At 68.1% G+C, this 23,457-nt stretch carries 23 protein-coding genes; 20 read left to right on the top strand and 3 right to left on the bottom strand.

The genetic code is table 11. The annotated features are described in order from the left end of the window. Nucleotides 1-36 precede the first annotated feature (36 nt). The 8 genes from ACTWOL_RS11715 to ACTWOL_RS11680 all read left to right on the top strand — a co-directional run bounded on the left by ACTWOL_RS11715 (nucleotide 37) and on the right by ACTWOL_RS11680 (nucleotide 5,276). Nucleotides 37-369, top strand: a complete 333-nt coding sequence (locus ACTWOL_RS11715) for an HU family DNA-binding protein (protein ID WP_474296576.1) — start codon at nucleotides 37-39, stop codon at nucleotides 367-369. A gap of 51 nt (nucleotides 370-420) precedes the next feature. Next, nucleotides 421-576, top strand: coding sequence for a hypothetical protein (locus ACTWOL_RS11710; RefSeq protein ID WP_474296575.1), 156 nt, complete (start codon nucleotides 421-423; stop codon nucleotides 574-576). A gap of 111 nt (nucleotides 577-687) precedes the next feature. Further along, the gene (locus ACTWOL_RS11705) at nucleotides 688-1,032 is read left to right on the top strand and encodes a hypothetical protein (RefSeq protein ID WP_474296574.1); all 345 of its coding nucleotides are present in this window, start codon (nucleotides 688-690) and stop codon (nucleotides 1,030-1,032) included. Nucleotides 1,033-1,077: 45 nt separating this feature from the next. Continuing rightward, nucleotides 1,078-1,677 (top strand): hypothetical protein, encoded by a 600-nt coding sequence (locus ACTWOL_RS11700; RefSeq protein ID WP_474296573.1) that lies wholly within the window; start codon nucleotides 1,078-1,080, stop codon nucleotides 1,675-1,677. 81 nt (nucleotides 1,678-1,758) lie between these two features. After that, the gene (locus ACTWOL_RS11695) at nucleotides 1,759-2,811 is read left to right on the top strand and encodes an N-6 DNA methylase (protein WP_474296572.1); all 1,053 of its coding nucleotides are present in this window, start codon (nucleotides 1,759-1,761) and stop codon (nucleotides 2,809-2,811) included. 90 nt (nucleotides 2,812-2,901) lie between these two features. Then, complete coding sequence (locus ACTWOL_RS11690; RefSeq protein ID WP_474296571.1) at nucleotides 2,902-3,090, top strand: DUF4314 domain-containing protein; 189 nt, start codon at nucleotides 2,902-2,904, stop codon at nucleotides 3,088-3,090. A gap of 69 nt (nucleotides 3,091-3,159) precedes the next feature. Beyond that, nucleotides 3,160-3,906 (top strand): hypothetical protein, encoded by a 747-nt coding sequence (locus tag ACTWOL_RS11685; protein ID WP_474296570.1) that lies wholly within the window; start codon nucleotides 3,160-3,162, stop codon nucleotides 3,904-3,906. A 245-nt stretch (nucleotides 3,907-4,151) separates the two neighbouring features. Next, nucleotides 4,152-5,276: a hypothetical protein gene (locus ACTWOL_RS11680; RefSeq protein ID WP_474296569.1), complete on the top strand. Its 1,125-nt coding sequence runs from the start codon at nucleotides 4,152-4,154 to the stop codon at nucleotides 5,274-5,276. Nucleotides 5,277-5,922: 646 nt separating this feature from the next. Here the strand turns inward: ACTWOL_RS11680 and ACTWOL_RS11675 are convergent. Then, nucleotides 5,923-6,291, bottom strand: coding sequence for a tyrosine-type recombinase/integrase (locus tag ACTWOL_RS11675; protein WP_474296568.1), 369 nt, complete (start codon nucleotides 6,289-6,291; stop codon nucleotides 5,923-5,925). An 877-nt stretch (nucleotides 6,292-7,168) separates the two neighbouring features. Between ACTWOL_RS11675 and ACTWOL_RS11670 the strand changes: the two genes are divergently transcribed. Genes ACTWOL_RS11670 through ACTWOL_RS11660 form a run of 3 tightly spaced genes read left to right on the top strand, consistent with a single transcriptional unit; the run spans nucleotide 7,169 to nucleotide 11,698 of the window. Further along, a complete protein-coding gene (locus ACTWOL_RS11670; protein WP_474296567.1) occupies nucleotides 7,169-8,095 on the top strand; it encodes a hypothetical protein in 927 nt (308 codons plus the stop codon). Further along, nucleotides 8,085-10,871 (top strand): CHAT domain-containing protein, encoded by a 2,787-nt coding sequence (locus ACTWOL_RS11665; protein WP_474296566.1) that lies wholly within the window; start codon nucleotides 8,085-8,087, stop codon nucleotides 10,869-10,871. The genes ACTWOL_RS11670 and ACTWOL_RS11665 overlap by 11 nt, the downstream gene beginning before the upstream one ends. Continuing rightward, entirely contained in the window at nucleotides 10,871-11,698 is an 828-nt protein-coding gene (locus ACTWOL_RS11660; RefSeq protein ID WP_474296565.1) for a hypothetical protein, read from the top strand. The genes ACTWOL_RS11665 and ACTWOL_RS11660 overlap by 1 nt, the downstream gene beginning before the upstream one ends. Before the next feature lie 571 nt (nucleotides 11,699-12,269). On the opposite strand, the gene ACTWOL_RS11655 is transcribed toward ACTWOL_RS11660, so the two are convergent. Together ACTWOL_RS11655 and tsaD are read right to left on the bottom strand one after the other, a co-directional pair. Further along, nucleotides 12,270-12,725 carry a GNAT family N-acetyltransferase gene (locus ACTWOL_RS11655; protein WP_474296564.1) on the bottom strand — a complete coding sequence of 152 codons (456 nt, stop codon included), beginning with the start codon at nucleotides 12,723-12,725 and terminating at the stop codon, nucleotides 12,270-12,272. 5 nt (nucleotides 12,726-12,730) lie between these two features. After that, entirely contained in the window at nucleotides 12,731-13,807 is a 1,077-nt protein-coding gene (gene tsaD / locus ACTWOL_RS11650; protein WP_474296563.1) for a tRNA (adenosine(37)-N6)-threonylcarbamoyltransferase complex transferase subunit TsaD, read from the bottom strand. A 162-nt stretch (nucleotides 13,808-13,969) separates the two neighbouring features. Between tsaD and ACTWOL_RS11645 the strand changes: the two genes are divergently transcribed. From ACTWOL_RS11645 to ACTWOL_RS11605, 9 genes are all read left to right on the top strand, one after another. After that, nucleotides 13,970-14,959, top strand: a complete 990-nt coding sequence (locus ACTWOL_RS11645) for an ABC transporter substrate-binding protein (protein ID WP_474296562.1) — start codon at nucleotides 13,970-13,972, stop codon at nucleotides 14,957-14,959. After that, nucleotides 14,956-16,059 (top strand): FecCD family ABC transporter permease, encoded by a 1,104-nt coding sequence (locus ACTWOL_RS11640; RefSeq protein WP_474296561.1) that lies wholly within the window; start codon nucleotides 14,956-14,958, stop codon nucleotides 16,057-16,059. Before ACTWOL_RS11645 ends, ACTWOL_RS11640 begins: the two co-directional genes overlap by 4 nt. After that, a complete protein-coding gene (locus ACTWOL_RS11635; RefSeq protein ID WP_474296560.1) occupies nucleotides 16,056-16,904 on the top strand; it encodes an ABC transporter ATP-binding protein in 849 nt (282 codons plus the stop codon). Before ACTWOL_RS11640 ends, ACTWOL_RS11635 begins: the two co-directional genes overlap by 4 nt. A gap of 269 nt (nucleotides 16,905-17,173) precedes the next feature. Next, the gene (locus ACTWOL_RS11630) at nucleotides 17,174-17,299 is read left to right on the top strand and encodes a hypothetical protein (protein WP_474296559.1); all 126 of its coding nucleotides are present in this window, start codon (nucleotides 17,174-17,176) and stop codon (nucleotides 17,297-17,299) included. A 115-nt stretch (nucleotides 17,300-17,414) separates the two neighbouring features. Continuing rightward, nucleotides 17,415-18,830: a YcaO-like family protein gene (locus ACTWOL_RS11625; RefSeq protein WP_474296558.1), complete on the top strand. Its 1,416-nt coding sequence runs from the start codon at nucleotides 17,415-17,417 to the stop codon at nucleotides 18,828-18,830. 48 nt (nucleotides 18,831-18,878) lie between these two features. Further along, nucleotides 18,879-19,901, top strand: a complete 1,023-nt coding sequence (locus tag ACTWOL_RS11620; RefSeq protein ID WP_474296557.1) for an LLM class F420-dependent oxidoreductase — start codon at nucleotides 18,879-18,881, stop codon at nucleotides 19,899-19,901. After that, entirely contained in the window at nucleotides 19,898-21,241 is a 1,344-nt protein-coding gene (locus ACTWOL_RS11615) for an MATE family efflux transporter (protein ID WP_474296556.1), read from the top strand. The genes ACTWOL_RS11620 and ACTWOL_RS11615 overlap by 4 nt, the downstream gene beginning before the upstream one ends. 191 nt (nucleotides 21,242-21,432) lie before the next feature. Further along, the gene (locus ACTWOL_RS11610; RefSeq protein WP_474296555.1) at nucleotides 21,433-22,074 is read left to right on the top strand and encodes a superoxide dismutase; all 642 of its coding nucleotides are present in this window, start codon (nucleotides 21,433-21,435) and stop codon (nucleotides 22,072-22,074) included. 628 nt (nucleotides 22,075-22,702) lie between these two features. Then, complete coding sequence (locus ACTWOL_RS11605) at nucleotides 22,703-23,365, top strand: hypothetical protein (protein WP_474296554.1); 663 nt, start codon at nucleotides 22,703-22,705, stop codon at nucleotides 23,363-23,365. Nucleotides 23,366-23,457 lie beyond the last annotated feature (92 nt).

The raw sequence follows: 23,457 nt of genomic DNA, 5'->3' as shown, positions 1-23,457 counted from the left end.
TTCTGCCCGCCACCACCCCTCACGACAAGGAAGACCATGAATAGGAACCTCCTCATCGACGAGGTCGCATCCAAGATCGGCGACCGGGCCGCCGCGGCGGAGGCAGTCGAAGCCGTCTTCGACTCCATCGTCCGCGCGGTCACCGAAGGGAAGAGGGTCCGCGTCACCGGCTTTGGCTCCATCGCTCCGGTGGAGCGCCCGGCCCGCTTCGCGCGCAATCCCCAGATCGGCGACCGCGTCCTCGTGAAGGCCACCCGCGCGGTCCGGTTCCGCCCCGGTGCCTCCTTCAAGGCCCTGGTCGACGGCACCAAGGCGCTCCCGGAAGAGGGCAGCGCCATCAAGAAGGCCCCCAAGACGCCGCGCGCTTGACCTTGACCCGCCGCCCGGGCCCCCCGGGCGGCGTCCATCCCGGAGTAGTAGATGACTGATCACGTCATACAGTTCAGCGGCGGCATCGCCTCCTTCGCTGCGGCCATACGCGTCGCAAAGAAGCACGGAACCGCCCTCGACTCCGACCGACCCGGCCAGCTGTGCTGTGTCGGCTTCCACGTCAACGGCGCACGACTTCAAAGCTAGCCCGAAGCTAGCCCCCCTCTTTCCGTCCTGATCAAGGCCGCACCATTTCCTGAATGCATATAGAAAAGAAGCATTCAGGGGGTGTTTCGCCCACCCGAATCGGAGGCCTCGATGCCCGCACGTCCGACGCCGGTCATCAACACGCCGGAACACCATCTCGGCGCCATGTCCCTTGTCATCCTCACCCGCGCCCCCGACGACGCGACCCTTCGTGCCGCTGTGCACCTCGTGGACAACGCCGCAACCGCGTCCTGGGCGCTGCGACCCGACGACCTCGGAACGCTCACCCAGCGGCAGTACCGGCAGCTCCTCGACTACGCCGCCGCCCCCCAGATCCTCGACCTGGCCCTGTACCTGGGCGGCGACAGGAAGCAGATCCGCACCCTCATGGATCACGTCGCCCGCGAGATCGCCGAACTCCTCATCCACTACGCCCCGCCGAAGGTCCAGGGCTAACCCCTCCACAACCACCGCATCACCTAGACCCCCTTGGAGACGTACATGCACACCATCGCGTCGGAGATCCTCTGCGCGAGCCTGGTCAACCGACTGGGCGTCCACCCCGCCGCCGCCCAGAGCGCACTGCTCGCCACCCTTGAGCACTTCCATGCCCAGTCCCACGACCCTGCCGTCGTCCGCGCCGGACTCACGCCGGCTGAGTACATGGACACGGCCATGCAGACCCTCCGCTTCGCGGCCACCCTCTCGACCACGGCACTCCTCGCCGACGGCCGGGAGGCTGACGCCCGCCTGAACTGGGAGGCGTACCTCCAGCGAGAGATATCAGCCGCGAAACGCGCCCACCAGGCCGTCCCGCCGACCACCCTCCTCGGCAACCCCGACGCCATCCACTGCATCGGGCGCCGACTCGACCTCAGCGACGAGCAGATCGACCAGTTCATACCGAACATCGTGCTCACGCTGGCCACCGGATACCCGTACCGCGCGCACCACCAGCGGCACCTGAGCCTCACCGCCATCCTCGCCCAGGTCACCACCGAGGACCTGACCGAGCTGCTGCGACACACCGCCCTGTTGGCGGCAGGTCGCACCGAGGACGCCACCGGCACCTGCCGCTGCATGCAGCGCGGAGCGCGCTGACCCCCTCTGTACGGCGGCCCGCGCAACGGGCGGGCCGCCGCACAGTCACGCGCCCGATGTCCACTGACCCTGGAGAACACCATGAGCCAGCTCGACTTGTTCGCCGACGCCAACGTTCACAGCGAGCCCCTGGCCCCGCCCATCCCCGCAGCGACCCGCAGGTACCTCGCCGACCTTCCGCCGGCACCCACCCCGACCACCATCTCGGCCCAGCCCCGCACCAAGCCGACCGTGGTCAAACCCGCGCTCGGCCACTACCGCCCCTCGCTCAGCAACCCTCACCGGACCGCCTTCGACATCGCCGAGGCCGTCAGCTACGCCTGGCACCACGCCCAAGGCGGCCCGGGCATCGAAGTCCCCATCGGCGTGGTGGCCACACTCGCCCTGTGGCCCCTGCGCGGCCCGGACGCCTACCTCGCCGCCGACTGGTGGCTCAGCCTCGATGACGCCGACCTGCTCACCGCGTTCCGCGAGTGCTGGGCACGATGGTGGATCAAGCGCCCGGACCTGATCGACCGAGCCACCCCGCTGCACAAGTGGCTTGAGGACGAGAAGCCCCGCCCAACGCGCGCCCGTGCAGTCAGGGCGGTGGTCGAGGCCGCTCTCACCAAAGGTCTGCTGCACCTGACCAGCAGCGACGACGCGTACCACCGGTCCACCGCGGACGTGATGGGCGCCCTGTTGACCATCATGCGTTCGAAGGGAGCCCATGACGCTCTTGCGGAGGTTCACACGCCGCCGGAGGTCGCCGAACTGATGGCCCGGATGATGCTCGACGACAACCTCAAGCCAGGGATGAAGTTCGATGAGCCCACTGGCGGAACCGGTGGGATGTACCGAGCGGCAGCACAGGTCATGCGCGAGCGAGGCATTGACCCCCACGAGTTCGGATGGTCGCTCACCGACATTGACGAACTCGCTGCCGCCGGGGCTGCTGTCAACGCGATCATCTGGGACCTCGGCCCGCACGTCCTGATCGCCTGCGGCGACACCCTGCACGAAGGCAACCTGCCCGCGAAGGCTGCCCAGGAAGCGCGCGACTCCTTCGAGCGTCGCGACGAACTGCACGCGCAGGCCGCCATCCTCGCGGCGATCCGGAAGGTCGAGGCTCTGGTGCATGGAATAGCTGCCTGACCAGGGCGAACCCTCCCCTCGTATCTCTTGTAGGTGATCTTGGCTCTATCTAAATGCATATAGAATGAAACTAATGAAAGGAGGCTTCCGATGCTCTACGAACGAGGCGACCACGTCGCATTCGTCCACACCACCGACCCGCACACCACCCTGACCGCAGGAGACGAGGGGACCGCGCGGCGGTACGACGCCAACCTCTCCCAGCTCTCCGTCGAGTGGGGCACCGGTCCCACGCTCTCGCTGCTCTTGGACGACGGCGACGAGGTACGCCCCGCGTAACCCCGTCGGGCCCGTCCCACGCCGGGACGGGCCCGACGGCCCACCAGCAGACCTCTTGGAGACAAGACCATGCTCATCACCGACGCCGCAGTCCGAGAAACAGCGGTCACCCTTGCCCAGAATCTCGGAGGAGACTGGACCCTCGACCCCGAAGCACCCGCCGACGGCGCAGCCCATCTGATCTGCAGCGACTGCCGAGCCATCAGCTTCCGCCCCATCTTCGGCGGAGCCGCCGTCCAGCTCTGGATCACCGGCTCCCCGGCCCCTGTGCTTCCTGACGGCGCCACCCCTGACGAACGAGCCGCCCGCGAAGCGCACATCGCCGCCGGCCTCCCCGAGGGTCACCGCTACAACAAGGCGACCACCCTCGTCACCGAAACCGACGATGAACCGGCTGACATCATCCTGCGCACCCTCGAAGACCACCTGCTCCCCGCCTTCGACTACAAGCCCCGCTACGTCGGCCACCGACCGTGGATAGACCTCTTCCACAACGCCCTTGCCGCCGTCACTGCCGAACGCGACACCCCGCCAGCCCCCGACGACCAAGAGCAGAACTCCGCAGTCGAAGCCAAGCCGCAGCCGGACGAAGGCACCGAACAAGCTCAAGCCGAGGAGAGCCCGGAAGCCGCCCTCGAGGCGCCCCCGAACCCCGAGCCAGACGCGGAGGCCGCCACGGAACCGGCAGCCGATGAGGCCGACAACAGCGAGGAGAGCCTGCCCGCCCCCGAGTCGACCCCCGGCCGCGCCCGACCGCCCCGCAAGCGAAGCCCGAGGCGCCGGACGACGACCACCGCCACGGAACACGCCTCCTGACTCGACGGGAGGGGCGCAGCGCACTGCCGCGCTCCTCCCTGAGCGCCATGAACAGCGAGACCGGCACCTACTGCCAGCGGTCCCCACGTAGGCGATTTCCCTGGTTCGCTCAATGTGACCCCTTCGACCATGCGACGCTCGGTAACTGCTTTGCTCGTCAGATGCTGTCCGGGTGCAGAGATGTTTGTGGTACCGAGGAGTGCCTACCGGCCCTCCGTCAGGCTTCACCGCAGGGATGGGGAGATGTGAGCGCGAAAGCTGACAGATACGCCGTATTGAATCGGATTCTTGCGGATCAATTGAGTGAGCGGCGGACTCGCAGGGTGGGCAAGGGGCACGTGCAGGACCTGCACTACACCCCCGTGCTTAACGGCATCGAGTACCTACTTGATGTGATCGGCCGCCTTGCGGACCCGACGCCACGAAACCTGAAGTACTCCATCCTCCACCTTCAGGCCGCTGTCGAGGTGCTCCTCAAGGCCCGACTCGTTGGCGAACACTGGGCGCTCGTCTTCAAAGACTTCCGACAGGCACAGCGTGACAAGTTTGAGGCTGGCGACTTCGAGACCTGTACCACTCGGGAGGCAGTAGACCGACTCCGCAACATTGTCGGGCTGCCTATCAGCGAGCAGGAGGCGAAGGCCCTTACTCAGTTAGCCGCGACCCGCAACGCCCTCCAGCATTACGGCCTGAAGATCTCCGGCAAGGTCGCTGAGCACCGCGTCGTGCGGGTTCTGGACTTCCTCATTGCCTTCATCTCCACACACCTGTTGCGCCACATTGAGCACGAAGACCTGAGCATCGTCCACCGCTCACTGGACCATGTTCGTAACCAGCTGCACCTCAGCAAGGCATTCGTCAAGATCCGTATGAACGAGCTAGGAGCTGCGCTCGCAGGCTTGGAGCAGGTAACTGTTAAGTGCCCAGCCTGCTATCAATGGACCTTCGTCGTCCGTGCAGGCTCTGAGACGCAATCCTGCCCCTTCTGTCACAGGAAATGGAGCAGCCCCAGTGACGTCGCGTACCGGTACAGAAGCGCCTTTCATGCGCCGGAAGACTACGAAAGCCTCATTGATTCCCACGAATGCCCATCCTGCTTTGCTGACGGCACAGTGATCAAGGACGTGCGCACGGCCGGCAACCCTCGCTGCCGTTCCTGGATGTGCTTTGCCTGTGCGACGGCCGGCCGCTATGTCATCTGTCCCTCATGCTCCGGATTGAAGAGTCGGGGCGGCGGAGCCCGGTCTAGCTGTCGGTGTGAAGCAGCCGTAGCTGCCCATCCGCAGCAGCCGGACGAACCCAGGACGGTGCCGCAGCAGCGTTCGACCGGAGTGACTGGCGACTCGTCGCAATCAGAAGAGCGCAGCTGACCCTGTTTGGAGCGCCGCACGGCCGATATGATCAGGCCACACTTTTGGCCTGCGGAAATGGCCGTAGAGGCTCTGCCCCGGATACAGGGGCAGAGCCTCTACACGTTGGAAGGGAAATCCGCTGGAGCAGGGTTCGAACCGACGCGCTGAGCTGGCACGACACACCAGGTAGCCCAGAGTCACTGCAAGAACAGGGCTGCGTGGGCCCGGTGTTGGGCCAGTGTTGGGCCGCAACGATAGGAACGGATCGACAAAGGCGAAGGGGTGCCCGCATGGGACAGCCCTCCTGAACAGCCAAAACAGCAAGATCGGGCGTTGATCAGCAAGGGTCGCCAAGATCCTCAAAGGACTCATAATCCGTCGGCCGTGGGTTCGAGTCCCACCCGCCCCACCACAGAGTGGTGACGCAGAAACGTTCCGACCAGCGGAAATGTTGGTCGGAGCCGATTGCAGCAAGGTCCTGGCGGCCCACCTTGATCATGGTTTCATGATCATGAGGACAAATTGGGGACGCAGGTCACGCGGCGAGACGCAGTCCCTCGTCCGGATCATGGCCGTCAGCCTCCGGGCTTGCCTTCTGGGCTTTCGACCGGGGCGCCTTCCGTACTGGGCGAGCCCCCCGAGGGCGCGGCACGACTGCGTTCGTCTACTCCGCCTCGGCCGTCATGAGCTGAGGCAGGACACTTGTGTAAGTGTCCGAGGTGATCCGGCGGGCGCTATGCCCCAGCTGCTCTTGGACGACCTTGATGTCCGCCTTCCCCAGCAGCGCCAGCGTTGCCGACAGATGCCGCGTGTCGTGCAGGCGGATCGGCGGAAGCCCGGACAGTTCAACGAGCCGCTTGAAGCGTCGGCTCATCCGGTCAGGATGAAGGGGCTCGCCGTTCTCATGGGTCCACACCCGGTTCGTCTCGACCCACGCCTTTTCAGCGGACCACTGCTGGCGCTCCCAGTCCTGGCGGATCCGCCACTCCTGCCACAGCTCGCGGGTCTGGGAGTCGAGCGTGACGATACGCACGCTGTCCCGCTTCGGGGCCTCGTCGTACTGGCGGTAGGCGATCTCGCGGAGATGCGGAACCAGGAGCCTGTCAGGCTGACCTCAGGCCAGGACAGGGCGCACAACTCGCCGCGGCGCGGGCCACGGAAGATGAAGGCGTGCCACATCGCGCAGAGCCGGTCGCCGTGGACGAAGTCGAGAAACTGGCCGGTCTGCTCCGGCGTCCAGACCATGACGCGACTGGGCTTCCGGCCCGTGCGCTTCCACCCTTCGACTCGCTCCGGTGTCCAGACCAGTGCCTTGGGTCGCTTGACCGCCGGCAGCTCGACCATCACGGCCAAGTTGGTTGAGTACTCACCCCGCTTTCAGCCCACCTCATCTACAGCGACGGACGAGGCATCAGCTTCCGCCCCATCTTCGGCGGAGCAACCGTCCAACTCTGGATCACCGGTAACGCCGCCAGTTAGCCACCGCAGCTGGAACCCAAACACCCGATCGTGCAGCAGACCCATTCCTGGGTGGGGCTCATGAGGTTGATCATCGCGACGTGGATTATGGCTTCGGAGCGGTGGGGGTGGGTTTCGTAGTCGCGGGTGAGGCGTCGGTGGTGCATGAGCCAGCCGAATGCCAGCTGCCCCGTGAGATGCATTGAGCCACTTACGGCTCAGCAAGCCCAGACCAGCAGCGCAAGCAGCTCGCCGTACCGGGGGAACGGCAGGTCCGGTCCGCACTCGCTGTCCCGCGACCGTGCCTGTGTCCGTGCGGCGAAGCCGTCCCGCAGCGCGGGCTGTCCTTCAGGAGTTCCGCCGGAAAGACAGCCACCAGGCTCGGTAACCAACCTACAATTCCAGCAGGGTGACGTACGCCCCGTCGCCCGTGTCCGGAACGGGGGTCGGACATGCCCGAGGAAGCGAACGAGCGGCGTTCCGCAGGTCAGAACGCCGAGGAACAGAGTGTCGACGAGCAGGCTCTCACCGCGTTCCTGGAACGGATCGAGGCCCTTGCGGTTCCCACGGGGGACGGCACTCAGCAGATGAACATCGAGGCGTTCCGGGAGCTGGTCGCCTCCGATCCCGAACGGTCGGCCTTGGCCTGCCGGTGTCTGCTCGACAAGGCCAGGGCACGCACAGGCACCTGGCACGCCTTCGCTCAACTGGCCATCGTCATCGCCGCGCTCTATGACCTGGAGTTCGACGACGACACCTTGACGGAATGGGTGGAAACGGAGCTCGACGCTGCGGGAATCACAGTCCGCCAACCCGAGGTGATCCCTCCCGAGCAGGATCCGGAACCACCGGACGAGGGGCCAGTTCTGTTCCCGGTGCCCCTCGATCGCGTGGAGGCCGGTGACGTCTATCCCTTCGTAGTCAAGTTCTCCCCCAGCGCACAGGAGTTCGGGCCCGAGCGGATCGCCGCGCTCAGGAAGCTGCGGGGGAGGTTTGTGGTCACCTTCGACGTTCCGGATTCCGATCCCCGCGCGGTGTGGGAGATCCCCGAGATCCGGTCCTACGTGGAGCAACTCTGCGAGCAGATGCCCTATCTGCCCTACTACTTCAAACCGCAGGACAGCGGATCGCTGTTCATGTGGCTGGCGTGCCTGGCGCCGACCCACGCTTGCTCCGAGGGCCGGTTGGATCTGGACGATGACGACGTCGTCACCCACACCGCGTGGAGCATGCACGCCACGAGGACGCTGGCCGAGGCGCTAGGTGACGACCCCGACGAGGTGTGCGCCGCGGTGTTCGCTCCTTTGCCTCCTCCTTTCACGGTCCGCATCGTCTCCCTCGTCGAGCAGTTGCCGGAGGACTTCGGCCATGACCGGTGAGGGCGACACGGTGGCCCGGGTGGTGATGGACGTACTTGAGGGACGGCTGTCGCTGCCCGAGGCTAAGCAGCGGCTCGAGGGCGATCCCGCAGACTACAACCCTTTCTTCCATGAGGCCCGGCGGCAGGAGCTCATGGAACTCATGGACCGTATCGGAGCGGCTTCCACCGCGCTGCACGCCTTGACCATGACCGAACTCGGCGTCGCGGCTGCGGCGTTGTTTCCCGTCGAGACCAGCGGATACATCCTGACGGAAGGTGCTCAGCGGCTCATCGCGCTCGACGACCCCGCGCCCGCGTTCGACTTCCTGGAGCGGGCTGTGAGTGCACTGGAGGCAGATGAACCGATAAGACTCAGGGCTCGTCGGCTTCGACTGCACACCCTTGTCCTGATGGGCCGCCGCGAGGAGTTCCGGCGCGATGGTCCTTCCGTCGTCGCGGAGGCGGAACGGCTAGGCAGCCCCGTGGACCTCAGCATGACTCTCATGGACCAGGCGGATGTCATGGCCGAGACCGGTGACGTGAGAACCGCCCTCGACACCGTACGGACGGCTCGGCGTGTCCGCGGCACGGTGCAGTCACATCATGAGGGCCCCGTGTACTCCCTGGCGACGTTCGCCTACCAGCACGCCTTGATCGCTCGGCAGGCAGGTCTGTTCGAGGAGACCGTGGAGGTGCTCGAAGAAGCCCGGGAACTCGCGTTCTCGGCCGGTGACCCCGCTTTGGCCGCCCGAATGTTGAGGGAATCCGGACGCACCTGGGAATTCCTCGGCGAAAGGGAGCGGAGCGCGCGGATGGTCGAGCGGGCGGCGGTGGAGGCCGAGAGACTCGGCCTCCACGACTGGGCGACCGAGTGGCGCGGCGAGTTCGCGGACGGAGTGGACGACCGAAACGAGGAGGGATGGGCCTGGAGGCGTGCTTCGGCGATCATCCAGCGGCAACCAGAGTATGCCGCCGAGGCCGTCCCCCTGCTCAGAATGTGCATCGCCGAGGCACGCCGACTCCACCACCCCGCGTACGAGGCCGACGCCCGCCACGCACTCGGGATCGCCCACGACCTCTCCGGCAACCGGGCGCAGGCCGAAGTCGCCCTGCGCACCGCTGTCCGGGTGGCGGAGCGCAACGGTGACACGCTGCGCGTCGTGCGCTTCCGCATCGACCTGGTGCGCAACTTGATCCAGCAGATCAAGGCCCACCAAGCCCTGGTAGAACTGGCCCCAGCCATCGAGCTCGGCGAGCAGTTGCGGGCCCAGGCTGCCACCATCGAGCTGCGGCAGAGCGTCGCCGTGGCCTTGGCCGAGGCCTACGACGCGGAAGTGTTCGTGACCGCCGTACTGCACCAGGTGGATAAGCAGGTTGACATAAGCAACGGTACGGCGGAGTCGCCTTCGCGACCGCGCTTGTTGCTCGAATTGGGGCAGCGGGCCCGGGCCGCAACCCTGACGGAGGCACTGCGCGTCGGGGACGTTGTGGAGGCCAGCGCGGGCCATGGGCTTGGGTCTGCGGTTCTCCGGCTGCGCGCGGCCGAGGCCGCGCTTCAGCTCGCCGCCGCCGAGTTCAGGGGCCTGACCCAGCCGATCGCGGAGCGGGAGCACGCCGCGGCCGAACTAGAGCGAGCCGCCGCCAGCGTGGGCAGAACACTCCGTGTGAACGCCGATCCGGTGCCCGCCGAGGAACTGGCCGGCGCGCTCGCCCCCGGTGAGGTCCTGGTCGATCTTCTGGCGGTAGCCGCAGCTGTGACGATCACTTGCCTCACCGGTGACGGCAGCACTACGAGCCGATTGTTCAAGTGGGGTGCCCGGACACGACGCCGCACCTTGGTGCGCCTGCAACGGGCGCGTCGCGAGTATCTGAATGCGCATCCTGACGATCTCCACGAGACCCGCGCCCTGGCGGAGGAGAGTGCCTCCCGGCTCGATGCAGGGCTGTTCGCCGCCATCGCCGAGGCCGTGGGGGAGGTGTGCTCCAAGCCTCCTGTGCGGCTGTTCATGAGTCCGGAGAACGAGTTGTTCCAACTTCCGTACTGGCGTCTGGCCGGTCTGCTGCCAGGCTGCGCCGTGAGTGTGCTGCCGACCCCGGGCGCGCTGCCCCTGCTGCGGGCGCGATGCCGCGACGGCAGACGGCCGTGGATCTCAGTCTCGGACCCTTCGCGTACCCTTCGCCACACGGCCCGGGACATCCCCGAGTCACTGGGCTACCAGTCGTGCCCTCCCGAGACCGAGGCTCTGCTCGCCGCCCTGCCCGGCGCGGGCCGGATCCACTTCGCGTGCCACGGTCACTTCGACCCCGACAGCGCCTACCGTTCCGGGCTCGAGGTCGCCCCGTCGCCGGTACCGGATCCGCTAGGGGCCCGCGAGGAACAGCAGAGAGCAGGCCTCGAACTGTTCACTGCCGCTCAGATCACCGGTCGGCTGCTCTTGCCGCACTGCGCGCTGGTGGTGCTCTCGGCCTGTGACTCCGGGCTGCCCCGGCACCACGCGGCCAGCGAGTTCACCAGCCTGCCGGGCGCGTTCCTGACCGCCGGGGCCCGCAATGTCATCGCGTCCCTGTGGCCGGCGCACGACGCGGCCGCGGCACTGCTTATGAACGCCTTCCACACAGAGGCCACCTCGCACACGGCGACCTCCGCTGCGCTTGCCACGGCACGGCAGAGGCTCGCCTCGATCAGTCGTGCAGAGGCGGTCGCCCTCCTGGGCACGGAGGATCTGCCGCCGTTCGACCCGCCGTTCGCGGACAGCGTGTACACCGACTGCTTCCAACACTATGGAGTCGACTGATGCCCGATCCGTCCCGCCTGTTCATCCGCGCGCTGTCCGGCGTCTGGGGTAACGGCTACTGGGTGACCTGGCACCCCTCGGCCCGGTACCGCCTCGGCGACGTGGGCACGGCTCGGGGTCCGGGGCTCGTGCCGATCAGCAGCCTCGAGGAGATCGGCATCGCGACGTCCCAGGTCACTCCCATCACCCGGGATGAGTTGACTTGGCGTACCAGGGGTGGGGTCAGCGTGACCTACAAGTCGGCGGGGCAGACGGGTGGCCCGTTCGCCGCGCTGGCCGACGCTCAGGCGGGCGCCCTGGTCGAGTTCTCCCGTGAGAACGCCCTGCTGGTTGCCTACCAGGGACTGACCGAGCATCGTCTGGCGGACCAGCCGCTCCTCGCCAGGGAGCTGATCGAACGCTACTGGGCGGGCACCTGGGAGCTCGACTGGTATGTGATCAGCCATCTCGTGACGGCCAAGTCCGGCACCGTGCTCCTCGCGGGTGAGAAGGGTGCCCTGATCGAGATGCGCGCGCGGGTCACGCTCGGCGAGGCCCCGGCTGCGCTGGCTGACCTCGCGGCCGGCGTGCGCGGCGCCCGTTCCTCCGGACTGGAACTGGAGCTGCTCGGCAAGCAGGTGACGCCGTTCTACCGCGTGTTGCGTCTGCGGCGCAGGTTCATCCGGGGGATCGAGGGCGTGTACGGCGACGTGCGGACGCTGCGTACCTCGGCGAACCGGCCGCCCGACGTGCCGACGGACGTCCTGGACGAGATCAGGGAAAGCCCTGACGTCGTCCTAGAGTTCCCCGACCAGCCGGCTCCCGCCTCTGACGAAGGGACCGCCTAGTGTTTTGAGCCGGAGATTCTTGGCAGCAAGCGGCGGCATTGTCGAGGATTTCGTCGGCGGTCTTCGCGGAGCGGGACCGGTCGCCCCGCGTCACCACCCGCCATGCCGAGTACTCGCTCGGTCTGACGGCGGGCGCCTTCCGGGAATGAGCCCGCCGCCGTGGGTGAGCCACGCCGCCCACAAGCTCTTGCGGCCCGAGTACGGTTTGTAGGTTTGGCGGACCTCACCGGCGCTGCACCGCAAGCCCGCGGAAACTGCCTGGAGGTTCGGCCCATCACCGGGTGAGGAGCCTGTGCGCGTGGGAAGGGCAATCCGCTGCGGGGTGCGCGGTCGTCCGGCGGTCCTCATCCGCCCGGTGCCACGGGCCGTTCACGGCCGTCCCCCCGTCGACGGGGCGCTGCGGATGGCGAACTGCGGTCGTCCTCGTCAGGTCATCGGCCACCGGTGGAACGGGGCATGCACCACTCCAACCAGCTGTCGAAGGGGCGGCCGGGTGATGGGGTCCCAGGTACACCGCCGTTCCTGCGCCTTGAGGAGCGGGATACGTCGCCTGATGCCATCCGAGGCGTTGCTAGAAGCGCATCGCGGACTCGGCCCGCACGGATGTGAGCAGCCAGGAACGGCCGTCGGGGGCATCCTTGGTCACCGCGTCGAGGAGGGCCGCGCCCAGTCCCCTTCCCCGCGCCCGTATATGCAGGGCGAGTTCGTCGATCTCCTGTGCGCCGCACAGCCAGTCCCGCGTCCGGTCAGGGCCGAGGGTGGCGAGCACCTGGGTGTAGCAACGGTCCTCGGGAAGAGCGGCGGGGGTGCGCCAGGCGGTGCAGAAGCCCAGGACCGTCGGTCCGTCCAGCGCGAGGGCGGCGGCGAAGCCCGGTCTCGTCAGATCCCTGGCCACCCGCTCCAGATAGGTATCTGCCGCGGATTCCACTTCGTTCCACGGAGGAGTGGTGAAGGCGCCCGCATAGACGGCGCGAATCCCGGCGGCGTAGGACAGCAGCCGCTCGTCCCTGAAGACCTGGACGCCCACTGCCCTCACGCCGCCCGGACGCCGGCGGCCGGAGCAACCGGGTGCAGGGCCGCGTACTCCAGTGGCGCCGACGGATCAATTGAGACGTCCAACGGGGCGGGCTCCGCATCGGCCCTAACAAGGAGGTCGCCGACTGCGGCGATCATGGCGCCGTTGTCGGTGCAGAGCTTCAGCGGCGGGACGCGCAAAGTGATCCCGTTCGCGGCGCACCGCTCCTCGGCCAGGACGCGCACCCGGGAGTTCGCGGCGACTCCGCCCACCACGACGAGCGTTCCGACGCCGTACTCCCGGCAGGCGGCCAGAGCCTTCCTGGTGAGCACGTCGGCGACGGCCTCCTGGAGCGAGGCCGCGCCGTCCGCCAGGGGGACCTCCTCGCCCCGCACGCGGTGCTGCTCCGCCCAGCGGGCCGCGGCCGTCTTCAGTCCGGAGAAGGAGAAGGCGTACGGATCGTCTTTCGCACCCGTGAGCGGGCGAGGGAAGTTCACGGCACGCGGATTGCCGTCCCGGGCAGTCCGGTCGATCGCCGGGCCTCCTGGATAAGGCAGCCCGAACACCCTTGCCGCTTTGTCGAAGCACTCGCCCGCGGCGTCGTCCACCGTGTCGCCGAGGTGCAGGATCGGATCGCGCACCAGATCCCGTACGAGCAGCAAGGACGTGTGACCACCGGAGACGATCAGCACCACGCAGGGGTCGGGCAGTGGCCCGTGCTCGAGGGTGTCGGCGGCCACGTGACCGGCGAGGTGGTGCACTCCGTACAGCGGCACGCCAAGGGAGTACGCAAGGGTCTTGGCCCCGGCGAGCCCGATCTGGAGGGCGCCGGACAGCCCAGGCCCGGTGGTGACCGCGACTGCGTCGACGTCCGCCAGGGACAGTCCCGCCCGGTCCAGTGCTTCCCGCACCACCGGGTTGAACGACTGCAGATGTGCGCGGGCGGCGATCTCCGGCACCACCCCGCCGAACAGGGCGTGCTCATCCATGCTCGACGCCACGGCGTGCGCCAGCAGACGGCCGCCGGACACGATCCCGGCACCCGTCTCGTCGCACGACGACTCGATCCCCAGTACCACCGGCGCGCGTCGCATGGCCGGACTCCTTCTCTCGCTACCACCCGCCTTACTGCCTGCAAAATGTAATTGCGAAGGAGTTGCAACAAGCCCTGAGTGGCCCATAACTTGCAACAGACCCGGGCGATGACCGGAAGGGCCGGCTGGAGGCGGTCCCGGGCGGGGGAGAGGACGCGCGACATGACGGCCATACGCACGAGGTCCCTGCTGGCGGCTGCGGCAACGGCCCTGCTGGTATCCGGCTGCGGGGGTACCGCGACCCGCAGTGACGCCGGCTCCGAAGGAGCCCCGGCCAAAGGCTTCCCGGTCACGGTGAACAACTGCGGCGTCAAGACCACCTATCAGCGACCGCCGCAGCGGGCGGTGTCACTGAACCAGCACGCGACCGAGGTCATGCTCGCTCTGGGACTCGAGAAGTCGATGGTGGGAACGGGCTATCTCGACGACAAGATCCTGCCGGAGTATCAGGCCGCCTACCGCGGCATCAAGGTCCTTTCCAAGGAGTACCCGTCCTTCGAGACGCTGCTGGCCGCCGAACCGGACTTCGTCTACGGCGGCTTCTCCACCACCTTCGACGAGAAGGAAGGACGCAGCCGTGCCGCCTTCACCAAGGCAGGGATCAGCACCCACCTCAACATCGAGGAATGCTCCACCGGCCCTGTGACCATGGACAGGATGGACGAGGAGATCCGCACCGTCGGGAAGATCTTCGGCGTACCGGACCGTGCCGAGCAGCAGGTGCAGAAACTCCACAGCACGCTGAAGAACGTCGAGACCAGGCTCACCGGTATCGCCCCGACCAAGCTCTTCGTCTACGACAGCGGCGACAAGACCGCCTTCACCGCAGGCGGCAAAGGCATTGGCAACGAGATGATCAAGCGGGCTGGTGGGGTGAACCTCTTCGCCGACGTGGACAAGGCGTTCGGGAACGTCTCGTTCGAGCAGGTGGCCGAACGCGCCCCCGAGGTCGTCGTCATCTACGACTACGGTGATCAGCCCGTCGAGGACAAGAAGAAGTTCCTGCTCGCCAACCCGGCGCTGAAGGACGTGCCCGCGATCAAGAACAAGCGGTTCGCGGTGCTGCCGCTGTCGTCCACCGTCCTCGGCGTGCGGGTGCCGGCGGCGGTGGAGTCGCTGGCGCGTCAGATCCACCCGGAACGCTTCCGGTGACCGGGACGACGCAGGCGACCGCGGCAGGAGAGGGGACGGGCATACGGACCGAAGCCGACGCCACTCCGCAACGCCGACGCGGCCTTCCCTATCCGGTAGTCCTCGCGCTCCTCGGCCTTCTCGTCGCGGCGTGCGCGACGGTCGCGGTCGCGGCCGGATCGATCAGCGTTCCCGCCGACCAGGTCTGGGGAATCGTGCTGCACCGCGTGCATCCGGCCCTGGCCGAGCCGACGTGGACGCAGGTCCGCGAGACGATCGTCGTCGACGTACGGCTGCCCCGGGTCCTGCTGGCCGGCGTCGTCGGCGCGGGTCTCTCGGTCGCCGGAATGGCGCTTCAGGCCCTGGTCCGCAATCCGCTGGCCGATCCGATGCTCCTCGGGGTGTCGTCGGGCGCTTCGGTCGGTGCGGTCCTCGTCCTTGTCCTCAACGTGACGCTGTTCGGCGTGTTTTCCCTGCCCGCTGCGGCATTCTGCGGGGCGTTGGCCGCACTGCTCGCCGTGTACTTCCTGGCCCGGTCCGGCGGTCGGATGACCACGGTGCGGCTGGTTCTGGCGGGCGTGGCCATGGCCGAAGTGCTCTCGGCCGTGGCCAGTTTCCTGGTCGTCACCTCCAACGACCCGCAGAAGACGCAGTCCGCACTGCGCTGGATGCTCGGCGGACTGGCGGGCACCACCTGGACGACGGTGTGGATCCCCGTCGCCGCCGTGTTGTTCGGGACGGCGGTCCTGTTGGGCGTGTGCCGTCCGCTCAACCTGCTGCTGGCGGGGGAGGAGGCGGCGGCAGCCCTCGGACTCGACGTCCACCGCTTCCGCGGTGCGCTGTTCACGCTGGTCGCCCTGATGATCGGCACCATCGTCGCGGTCAGCGGCCAGATCGGGTTCGTCGGCCTGATCATGCCGCACGTGGTACGGCTCCTGGTCGGCGCCGACCATCGCCGCGCCCTACCCGCCGCCGCTCTCCTCGGAGCGGCCTTCCTCATCGCAGCCGACCTCGCCGCGCGCACGCTCATGAGCCCGGAAGAGATACCCGTCGGCATCCTCACCGCCCTGGTCGGTGGCCCCTTCTTCCTCTGGCTCATGCGACGGAAGGCGGCGCGATGAAGGACCTGGCGGCGAGCAAACCCAGCGCTCTCGAAACCGAAGACGTTTCCGTCGTCGTCAATGGCCGACCCCTGGTGGAGCAGGTCTCCCTGCACGTGAAACCCGGTGAGGTCGTCGGCCTCGTCGGACCGAACGGCGCGGGCAAGTCCACCCTGCTGCGCACGATTTACCGAGCGGTGCGCCCCACAACGGGGCGGATCCTCCTGGACGGCGACGACGTCTGGCGGATGCCCGGCAAACGCCTGGCCCAGCGGCTCGCGGCCGTACTGCAGGAAACCGCCGGGGACTTCGAACTCACCGTGTACGACGTCGTGGCCATGGGCCGCACCCCGCACAAACGGGCCTTCGCGGGCGACGACGCCCAGGACCGCGGCATCATTCTGGACTCGTTGGGTGAACTCGACGTCGCCGCCCTCGCACACGCACCCTTCGACCGTCTCTCCGGCGGGGAGAAGCAGCGCGTCCTGATCGCCCGGGCGCTCGCACAACGCACGGGGACCATGGTGCTGGACGAGCCGACCAACCACCTGGACCTGCGCCATCAACTCGACACGCTCCGGCTGGTCCGCAGGCTCGGCGTCACCGCTGTGATCGCGCTGCACGACCTCAACCTGGCCGCGGCCTTCTGCGACCGGATCTGTGTGCTGGACGGCGGCCGCGAGATCGCCACCGGAACGCCGGGGGAGGTCCTCACCACCAAACTGCTCGCGGAGGTCTACGGCGTGGAGGCGGAGGTGACCGAGCACCCCCGTACCGGGATCCCCCACGTCACCGTGCTGCCCTGCGCCGACACGGCCGGCAAGGAGCGCCGGGACGGAGGAAATCAGGCCATCCGCACACGGTGAGGTGACGCGGGCACAGTGCCGGAGCCATGCCCGCTGTCTGCCTCGGTCCGTGCCTCCCGCGCCTGACCCACCTTCTCTGCCCCATCCGTTCCAGGCGGCAACGGCGTACCCCTGCCCGTGGCATGAGCCTCCTGTCCGGAAACCACCCACCCTGGCCATGCGCGGTGTTGAGCACCGACGCATCCCGCCCCTAATCTTCTGCATGTCACTTGTAACTGCACAGGATATGCAACAAAGGGCGTCCTGTGTCGAGCTCAAGGAGGACGCACATGGCACACACAGGCTGGCAGGAACCCGAAGAGCCGCAGTCGGGCTGCCTGAAGTCCCACACCCCGGCCGTCGACGCGCCGTTCGAGTGGCGTGAGGACGTCGAGGACGAGCAGACCGCGAGCTGAACCGGGCGGTGGGAGGCGACGGCCTTTGTCGCCTCCCACCGCACGTCACGCGTGGGCAATGACCCCGCCGCGCGCACCGTCCGATTCCGCATAACAAGGAGTGGGGGAGTTGCCCGTGGCACCATCCGGCCGAACGGTACCGGTGGAAGGGACGGAGTCGGGCGCCGCCCCGGTCGGTCGTGGCGCGGACACCGGACTCACGCTGATCCAACGCGTGGTCCAGGACCGTCCCCGCGTACAGACCGTGCCGAGCTGCATCTCCTACAGCGCCCACCTGTCGAGGAACCCCGACATTGCCCCGGGCGCGATCGACACCGTCACCGGCGGCGCCGCCCTCGGTGACCACGACCAGGCACGTCGCGCCGCCATCGGTGAAGCCGTCGAACGCTATTGCGGAAACCTCGTCCCGGACGCTCTGCCGAGCGCCTCATACGCCGAGCTGTCCCGGGCGGGCCGGCCGGCCGTCGATCCCCGCGACTTCGCCCTCTACTCATCTGGGCAGTACGCCCAACGTGGCTTTCCGTTCGTCGCGATGGCCCCCGACCTGCGCATCACTTGGGTGACCGGCCGCAATCTCCACGACGGCGAGGACATCCTCGTTCCCGCCTCCCTGACCTACGTCAACCACTTCCGTGGCCCACGCCGTGCCGAACCGCCCACCAACTACCCGGTCCTGGCCGGAACAGCGGCCGGAGCGAGTCCGCAGGATGCTCAACTCGCCGCACTGCGCGAGGTGCTGGAACGCGACGCGGTCACCCTGTGGTGGCTCAGCGGCGCACCGGCAGCCCCTATACCCTTGCAGGCGAACGAACTGCTCGATGTCGCCGTGCGCGAGGCCACCGCTTCCGGACTGCACGTGACCTTCCTGCGGATCCCGTCCACCTTCGACATCACGGTCGCCGGCGCGTTCATCGAGGATCCGGCGCGGCGACTGGTCGCCTTCGGGAGTGCCTGTCGCTCCACGGCCGAGGCGGCTGCGGCCAAGGCATTCACCGAGGCACTCGGCACGCACGAAACCGGTCTCGACCTGCTGGAACACGACAGTGGCTTCTGGAGCGCCGTCCGCGCCCGACGCATCGACCACCGCCCCTACCGACCCCACCGGCACGACCGCGCCTACCAGCAGGACTTCCGCCACGACTGGCGCGACATCAACGACGTACGCCTGCACCTGCAGCTGTATCTCGACCCATCCATACAGGGCGCTCACCTGCACAGGCTCCGCGCACCGCGAACCACCAGCCACGCAAACCAGGGCGACGACCGCCGCACCACCGGACTGGACGACTACCTCCAGATGCTCGCCGCCCAGGGCCTGCGTGCCATCACCGTCGACCTCACCACCCCACAGGTGCGAGCCGCAGGACTGCACGTCGCCCGGGTCATGGTGCCCGGGCTGACCTGCAACGCCCCCGCTGCCTTCCCCTTCCTCGGCGGCAGGCGCCTCGCCCGCGAACCCGCCGCCCGCGGCTGGGTTCCCCGACCGCCCACCGAGAACGAGCTCGTCCGCGCCCCACTGCCGTTCTCCTGACAGTCGAATCGACCCACAACCTCCCGGCACACGACAAGGAGTCACCACATGCGTCTCGGGCTGGCCCTGGGCTACGGCGGAGAGCCCGTCGAAGAGATCCTCCCCGTCGTCCACAGAGCCGAACAGATCGGTGTCGACTCCGTATGGAGCGTGGAAGAGTACGGGCCCGACGCCGTAAGCGTTCTCGGCTACCTGGCCGCCACCACCAGCCGTATCAAGCTCGGCACCGCCATCATGCAGATCCCGGCCCGCACCCCGGCCGCCACCGCCATGACCGCCATGACACTGGACATGCTCTCCGGCGGACGATTCCAGCTCGGCCTGGGGCTGTCCGTCCCGTGGATCGTCGAAGGCTGGCACGGCCGCCCCTACGACAGGCCGCTGCAGCGCACCCGCGAGTACGTCGACATCGTCCGCAAAGCCCTCGCCCACACCGCCCGCGTCGAACACGACGGAGAGATCTACCAACTCCCTTACCGCGGCCCCGGATCCAGCGGCACCGCCCGGCCGGTGAAGTCGGACATGAAACCCCTGCGCACCGACATCCCCCTCCACCTCGGCGCCATCGGGCCCCGCAACGTCGCACTGACCGGAGAGATCGCCGACGGCTGGCTGGCCGGCATGTACGCCCCCGAACACGAAGCCGCCCTCACCCGGCCCCTGGACGAAGGACTCGCCCGCGCCGGCCGCAGACCCGCAGACATCAAGATCAGCCCCATCCTGTACGTGGCCCGCGCCGACACCCTCGAGGAAGGCCGCGACCGGCTCCGGCCGCTGTTCGCGCACCTGATCGGAGCAGTCGGACCGGGAGGACGCAACACCTACTTCGACGTCGCCTGCCAGATGGGATACGAAGGCCCCGCCCACACCATCCGCAAACGCCTCGCCGACGGCCACAAGCCCGACGCCATCGCGGCGGTCCCCGACACGCTGCTCGACCAGGTCGCGCTACCGGGCCCCCTTCCCGCCATCATCGACAGGATCCTGGCCTGGAAGGACTCACGCGTGGACACCCTCATCCTCCTCGACCGCGACACCGAGCTCCTGGAAGCCGCCCAGGCCGCACTGTGAACCCCCCCGAACGCCCCACAGTGCGCCGCGCATGGACCCTTGCCTACCCACTGCTCATCGCCGGGCTGACCCAGATCACCGTCAACATCGTCGACACGGTCATGCTCGCCCGGCTGTCCACCGGCGCCCTCGGAGCGTTCGCGCTCGCCGCCCCCGTGTACCTGATCGCCCTGATCGTCGTACGAGGCTGGGCCACCGCCGTCCAGATCCAGGTCGCCCGACGCCACGGCGCTGGATGTGCCCACGAGGTCGCCCACGTCGTACGCGCCGGACTGGTCACCTCCGTCGCCGCGGGTGCGGCCATCGGCGTCATCCTGTATGCCCTAGCCCCACTCGCCCTGGCCGCACTGGGCGCACCCGACGACGTCCTCGGGCCCGGCACCACCTACCTGCGGCTGCTGGCCTTCGCCGTCCCGTTCGCCGCCGTCTCCTTCACCCTCCAGGCCGCCTGCGCGGGCATCGGAGCAACACGCCCCTCGATGTACACCGCGCTGCTCGTCAACCTCGTCAACCTCCCCCTCGGCCTGCTCCTCATCTTCCACGCCGACCTCGGCGTCACCGGCGCCGCCCTCGCCACCCTCGCCGCCACAGCCACCGGAACCGGCTACCTGATCCTGCACTGCCGTACCCGGCTGCCCCGGCAGACCACGAAACCAGACACTGCACACGTCACCAAGGAACTGTGGCGCATCGGCTGGCCGGAAATGAGCACCCTGGGCATCGGCTACATCAACGAGGCCCTGATGGCCGGCTTCGCCGCCCGCATGAGCACCCACGACCTCGCCGCCTACCGCATCGTCGACAACCTGACCCTCGTCGTCTTCACCTGCCTCGCCTCAGCGAGCACCGCAATCACCGTCCTGGCCGGCCAGGAACTCGGCAGCGGCCACCCCGAACGCGCCGCCGCCTGGCACTGGACCGGCCTCCGGCTGCTCCTTCTCATGCTTGCCCTTCCCTCCGCCGCAGCCCTCGCCCTCGGCCGCTCCCTCCTCTCCCAGATCACCACCGACCCGGAAGTCCTCGAACGAGCCTGGGCCGCAACCCCACTGGCGCTAATCAGCATGGCGCCCCTGGCACTCGCCATCTCCCACGCCGCCCTGCTGCGCGCCGCCGGGGACACCAAAGCGATCATGATCGCCTCCGTGACCAGCGACTACGTCCTCCTCATACCGCTCGGCTGGCTCCTCGGCGTACACGCCCGCCTCGGCCTGCCCGGCATCTACCTCGCCTGGACAGCATTCGCTGTCCTGTATGCGGCCATGCTCCACGTGCGGTACAGACGCGGCTTCCCGAACCCGGCACCGTCACAACCTCCCGCTGCTGCTTCGGCCGACGGGTGAACGCTGCTACTCGGCCGAGCCGGGGGCCATGAACAAACCGTTCCGCCCACCGGATGCTGAACGCCGTCAGGCCGACAGCTCCGCTCCGACGCGACCACGGTCGTAGGACCAACGCCTGATCTACCAGCACCCCCTCTCGCTGCTAGCATGCAGTTGCACATCAGTGGCAATTACGTCGGAGCGCGTTGGACATGGCGCTTTACACGCTCCCGGAGCTTCCGTACGACTACGCGTCGCTCGCCCCGGTGATCAGCCCCGAGATCATCGAGCTGCACCACGACAAACACCACGCGGCGTACGTGAAGGGCGCGAACGACACGGTGGAGCAGCTCGCCGAAGCGCGGGACAAGGATGCCTGGGGCTCGATCAACGGCCTGGAGAAGAACCTGGCTTTCCACCTCTCCGGCCACATCCTGCACTCGATCTACTGGCACAACATGACCGGCGACGGCGGCGGTGAGCCCCTGGACAAGGACGGCGTCGGCGAGCTCGCAGACGCGATCGCCGAGTCTTTCGGCTCCTTCGCCAAGTTCAAGGCCCAGCTGTCCAAGGCCGCCGCGACCACCCAAGGCTCCGGCTGGGGCGTCCTCGCCTACGAGCCGCTCAGTGGCCGGCTGATCGTCGAGCAGGTCTACGACCACCAGGGCAACGTGGGTCAGGGCTCCACCCCGATCCTGGTCTTCGACGCCTGGGAGCACGCCTTCTACCTCCAGTACAAGAACCAGAAGGTGGACTTCATCGAGGCCATGTGGCAGGTCGTCAACTGGCAGGACGTCGCGCGACGCTACGCCGCCGCCAGGGAGCGCGGCGACAGCCTGCTGCTCGCGCCGTGATGGCATAGAGCCGAGGGCGGCCTGCCCGTGATCGTCTTCTCACCCTTCACGCCGGCAGGCGGCACAACGGAAGGCTCCCGCAAGCACGTTGCTTGCGGGAGCCTTCCCGTTTCCCACACACGGTCGAGACTCGGGATTCGCATCGACCATCACGTGCACAAGGGAGCCAAAGGCCCCCTTCCCCCTCTCCCGCAGCCTTCGTCGTACCGGCTTCGTCGAAGCAGCGACAGCGCCCGGCCCGGCCACCAGGCGTCGGCCATGCCGGCTGCGCAGTCGCACGTCCCGGTGATGGCGCAGCAGGGCACCGGCCCTGGCGACCACGTTGACCAGTAGGTGCGCGGCCGGCTCTGTCGAGCCCGTCACCGCAGCCCCCTTCGCGGTCAGCGGCTCGTCGCGGACCATCCTCGTCCGACCCCGCCCCTACCGGACCGATGGAGTACTTTCAGGCCAGCGCCGGGTAAGCTCAGGCCGCCCTTACGGAGATGTCGGCACCATGAGCGCCAAGCCTCGTGACCACACCGAGACCTCAGTCGCGCAAATCTCGTGGCTGGAACTGAGCGTTATGGGGGCCTTAGACGTAGTACCGGAGGACAGGCGGCGGGTTCCCGAGCGGCCGCGAGGAGGGGTGATGGCTGACCAGGGCATGCTCCGCAGCGCGCGAGTCGCAGCGTTCACCCTGGTCTGTGTGCTGCTCGCCGCTTCCGGCCACGGTGCTGCGGCCGGACATCACCCGCCGCTGGCGCTGCTGGCGGTCGGCGGTGTCGTCGCAGCGATCATCGCGGGGCGGCTTGCGGGCCGCGAACGAACACTGGCCGAAATCGGCGGCGCGGTGACAGTCGTCCAAGGCGCGCTGCATCTTCTGTTCGCTTACGCCGATCCCGCCCGGCTCGGGGCCACACCCCCAGCACATGCCGGGCACACCGGACACATATGGCATCAGGTATCCATGGGTGAGATGGTCACCATGGAGCCGTCGGGCACCGCCGGGCCGGCGACGCTGATCTCCTCAGGACACCTCACTCCCCTGATGCTGCTCGCGCACCTGGGCGCCGGGCTCGGCGCCGCCTGGTGGCTGCGCCAAGGAGAGGCCCTGGTGTGGAGGCTGTGCCGAAAGCTCGGCACGCCACTGTCATCGATGCTGCGGGCCCTGGTGCTGCTGCGTGGGGTGGTCCTGCCTCCGTGCCGCCCGGCGTCCGCGCTGCGCCGTGCGATGGCGATCGTTCCGTGCAGGACACAGGTACTGGAGCACTGCATCGGTCGGCGCGGTCCGCCCGCCGCGTTCATCCGCTGATCCCAGTCCCGGGCGGTGCTCACGCACCGTCAAGGTTCTCGGTGTCCCCGCCGCACGTGCCCCGGTGTGTTCCGGCTGCGCGTCGCGGCCCC

The organism is Micromonospora sp. IBHARD003 (genome assembly GCF_056106285.1).
Note: the sequence above shows the minus strand (reverse complement) of the source record. Positions and strands in the feature narration are given on the sequence as shown.

Coding starts and splice junctions, on each gene's coding strand:
- ACTWOL_RS11700 (WP_474296573.1), top strand. CDS start 1,078: ATGCACACCATCGCGTCGGAGATCCTCTGCGCGAGCCTGGTCAACCGA.
- ACTWOL_RS11685 (WP_474296570.1), top strand. CDS start 3,160: ATGCTCATCACCGACGCCGCAGTCCGAGAAACAGCGGTCACCCTTGCC.
- ACTWOL_RS11630 (WP_474296559.1), top strand. CDS start 17,174: ATGGCACACACAGGCTGGCAGGAACCCGAAGAGCCGCAGTCGGGCTGC.
- ACTWOL_RS11690 (WP_474296571.1), top strand. CDS start 2,902: ATGCTCTACGAACGAGGCGACCACGTCGCATTCGTCCACACCACCGAC.
- ACTWOL_RS11635 (WP_474296560.1), top strand. CDS start 16,056: ATGAAGGACCTGGCGGCGAGCAAACCCAGCGCTCTCGAAACCGAAGAC.
- ACTWOL_RS11710 (WP_474296575.1), top strand. CDS start 421: ATGACTGATCACGTCATACAGTTCAGCGGCGGCATCGCCTCCTTCGCT.
- tsaD (WP_474296563.1), bottom strand. CDS start 13,807: ATGCGACGCGCGCCGGTGGTACTGGGGATCGAGTCGTCGTGCGACGAG.
- ACTWOL_RS11665 (WP_474296566.1), top strand. CDS start 8,085: ATGACCGGTGAGGGCGACACGGTGGCCCGGGTGGTGATGGACGTACTT.
- ACTWOL_RS11715 (WP_474296576.1), top strand. CDS start 37: ATGAATAGGAACCTCCTCATCGACGAGGTCGCATCCAAGATCGGCGAC.
- ACTWOL_RS11605 (WP_474296554.1), top strand. CDS start 22,703: ATGGCTGACCAGGGCATGCTCCGCAGCGCGCGAGTCGCAGCGTTCACC.
- ACTWOL_RS11620 (WP_474296557.1), top strand. CDS start 18,879: ATGCGTCTCGGGCTGGCCCTGGGCTACGGCGGAGAGCCCGTCGAAGAG.
- ACTWOL_RS11610 (WP_474296555.1), top strand. CDS start 21,433: ATGGCGCTTTACACGCTCCCGGAGCTTCCGTACGACTACGCGTCGCTC.
- ACTWOL_RS11645 (WP_474296562.1), top strand. CDS start 13,970: ATGACGGCCATACGCACGAGGTCCCTGCTGGCGGCTGCGGCAACGGCC.
- ACTWOL_RS11660 (WP_474296565.1), top strand. CDS start 10,871: ATGCCCGATCCGTCCCGCCTGTTCATCCGCGCGCTGTCCGGCGTCTGG.
- ACTWOL_RS11670 (WP_474296567.1), top strand. CDS start 7,169: ATGCCCGAGGAAGCGAACGAGCGGCGTTCCGCAGGTCAGAACGCCGAG.
- ACTWOL_RS11695 (WP_474296572.1), top strand. CDS start 1,759: ATGAGCCAGCTCGACTTGTTCGCCGACGCCAACGTTCACAGCGAGCCC.
- ACTWOL_RS11705 (WP_474296574.1), top strand. CDS start 688: ATGCCCGCACGTCCGACGCCGGTCATCAACACGCCGGAACACCATCTC.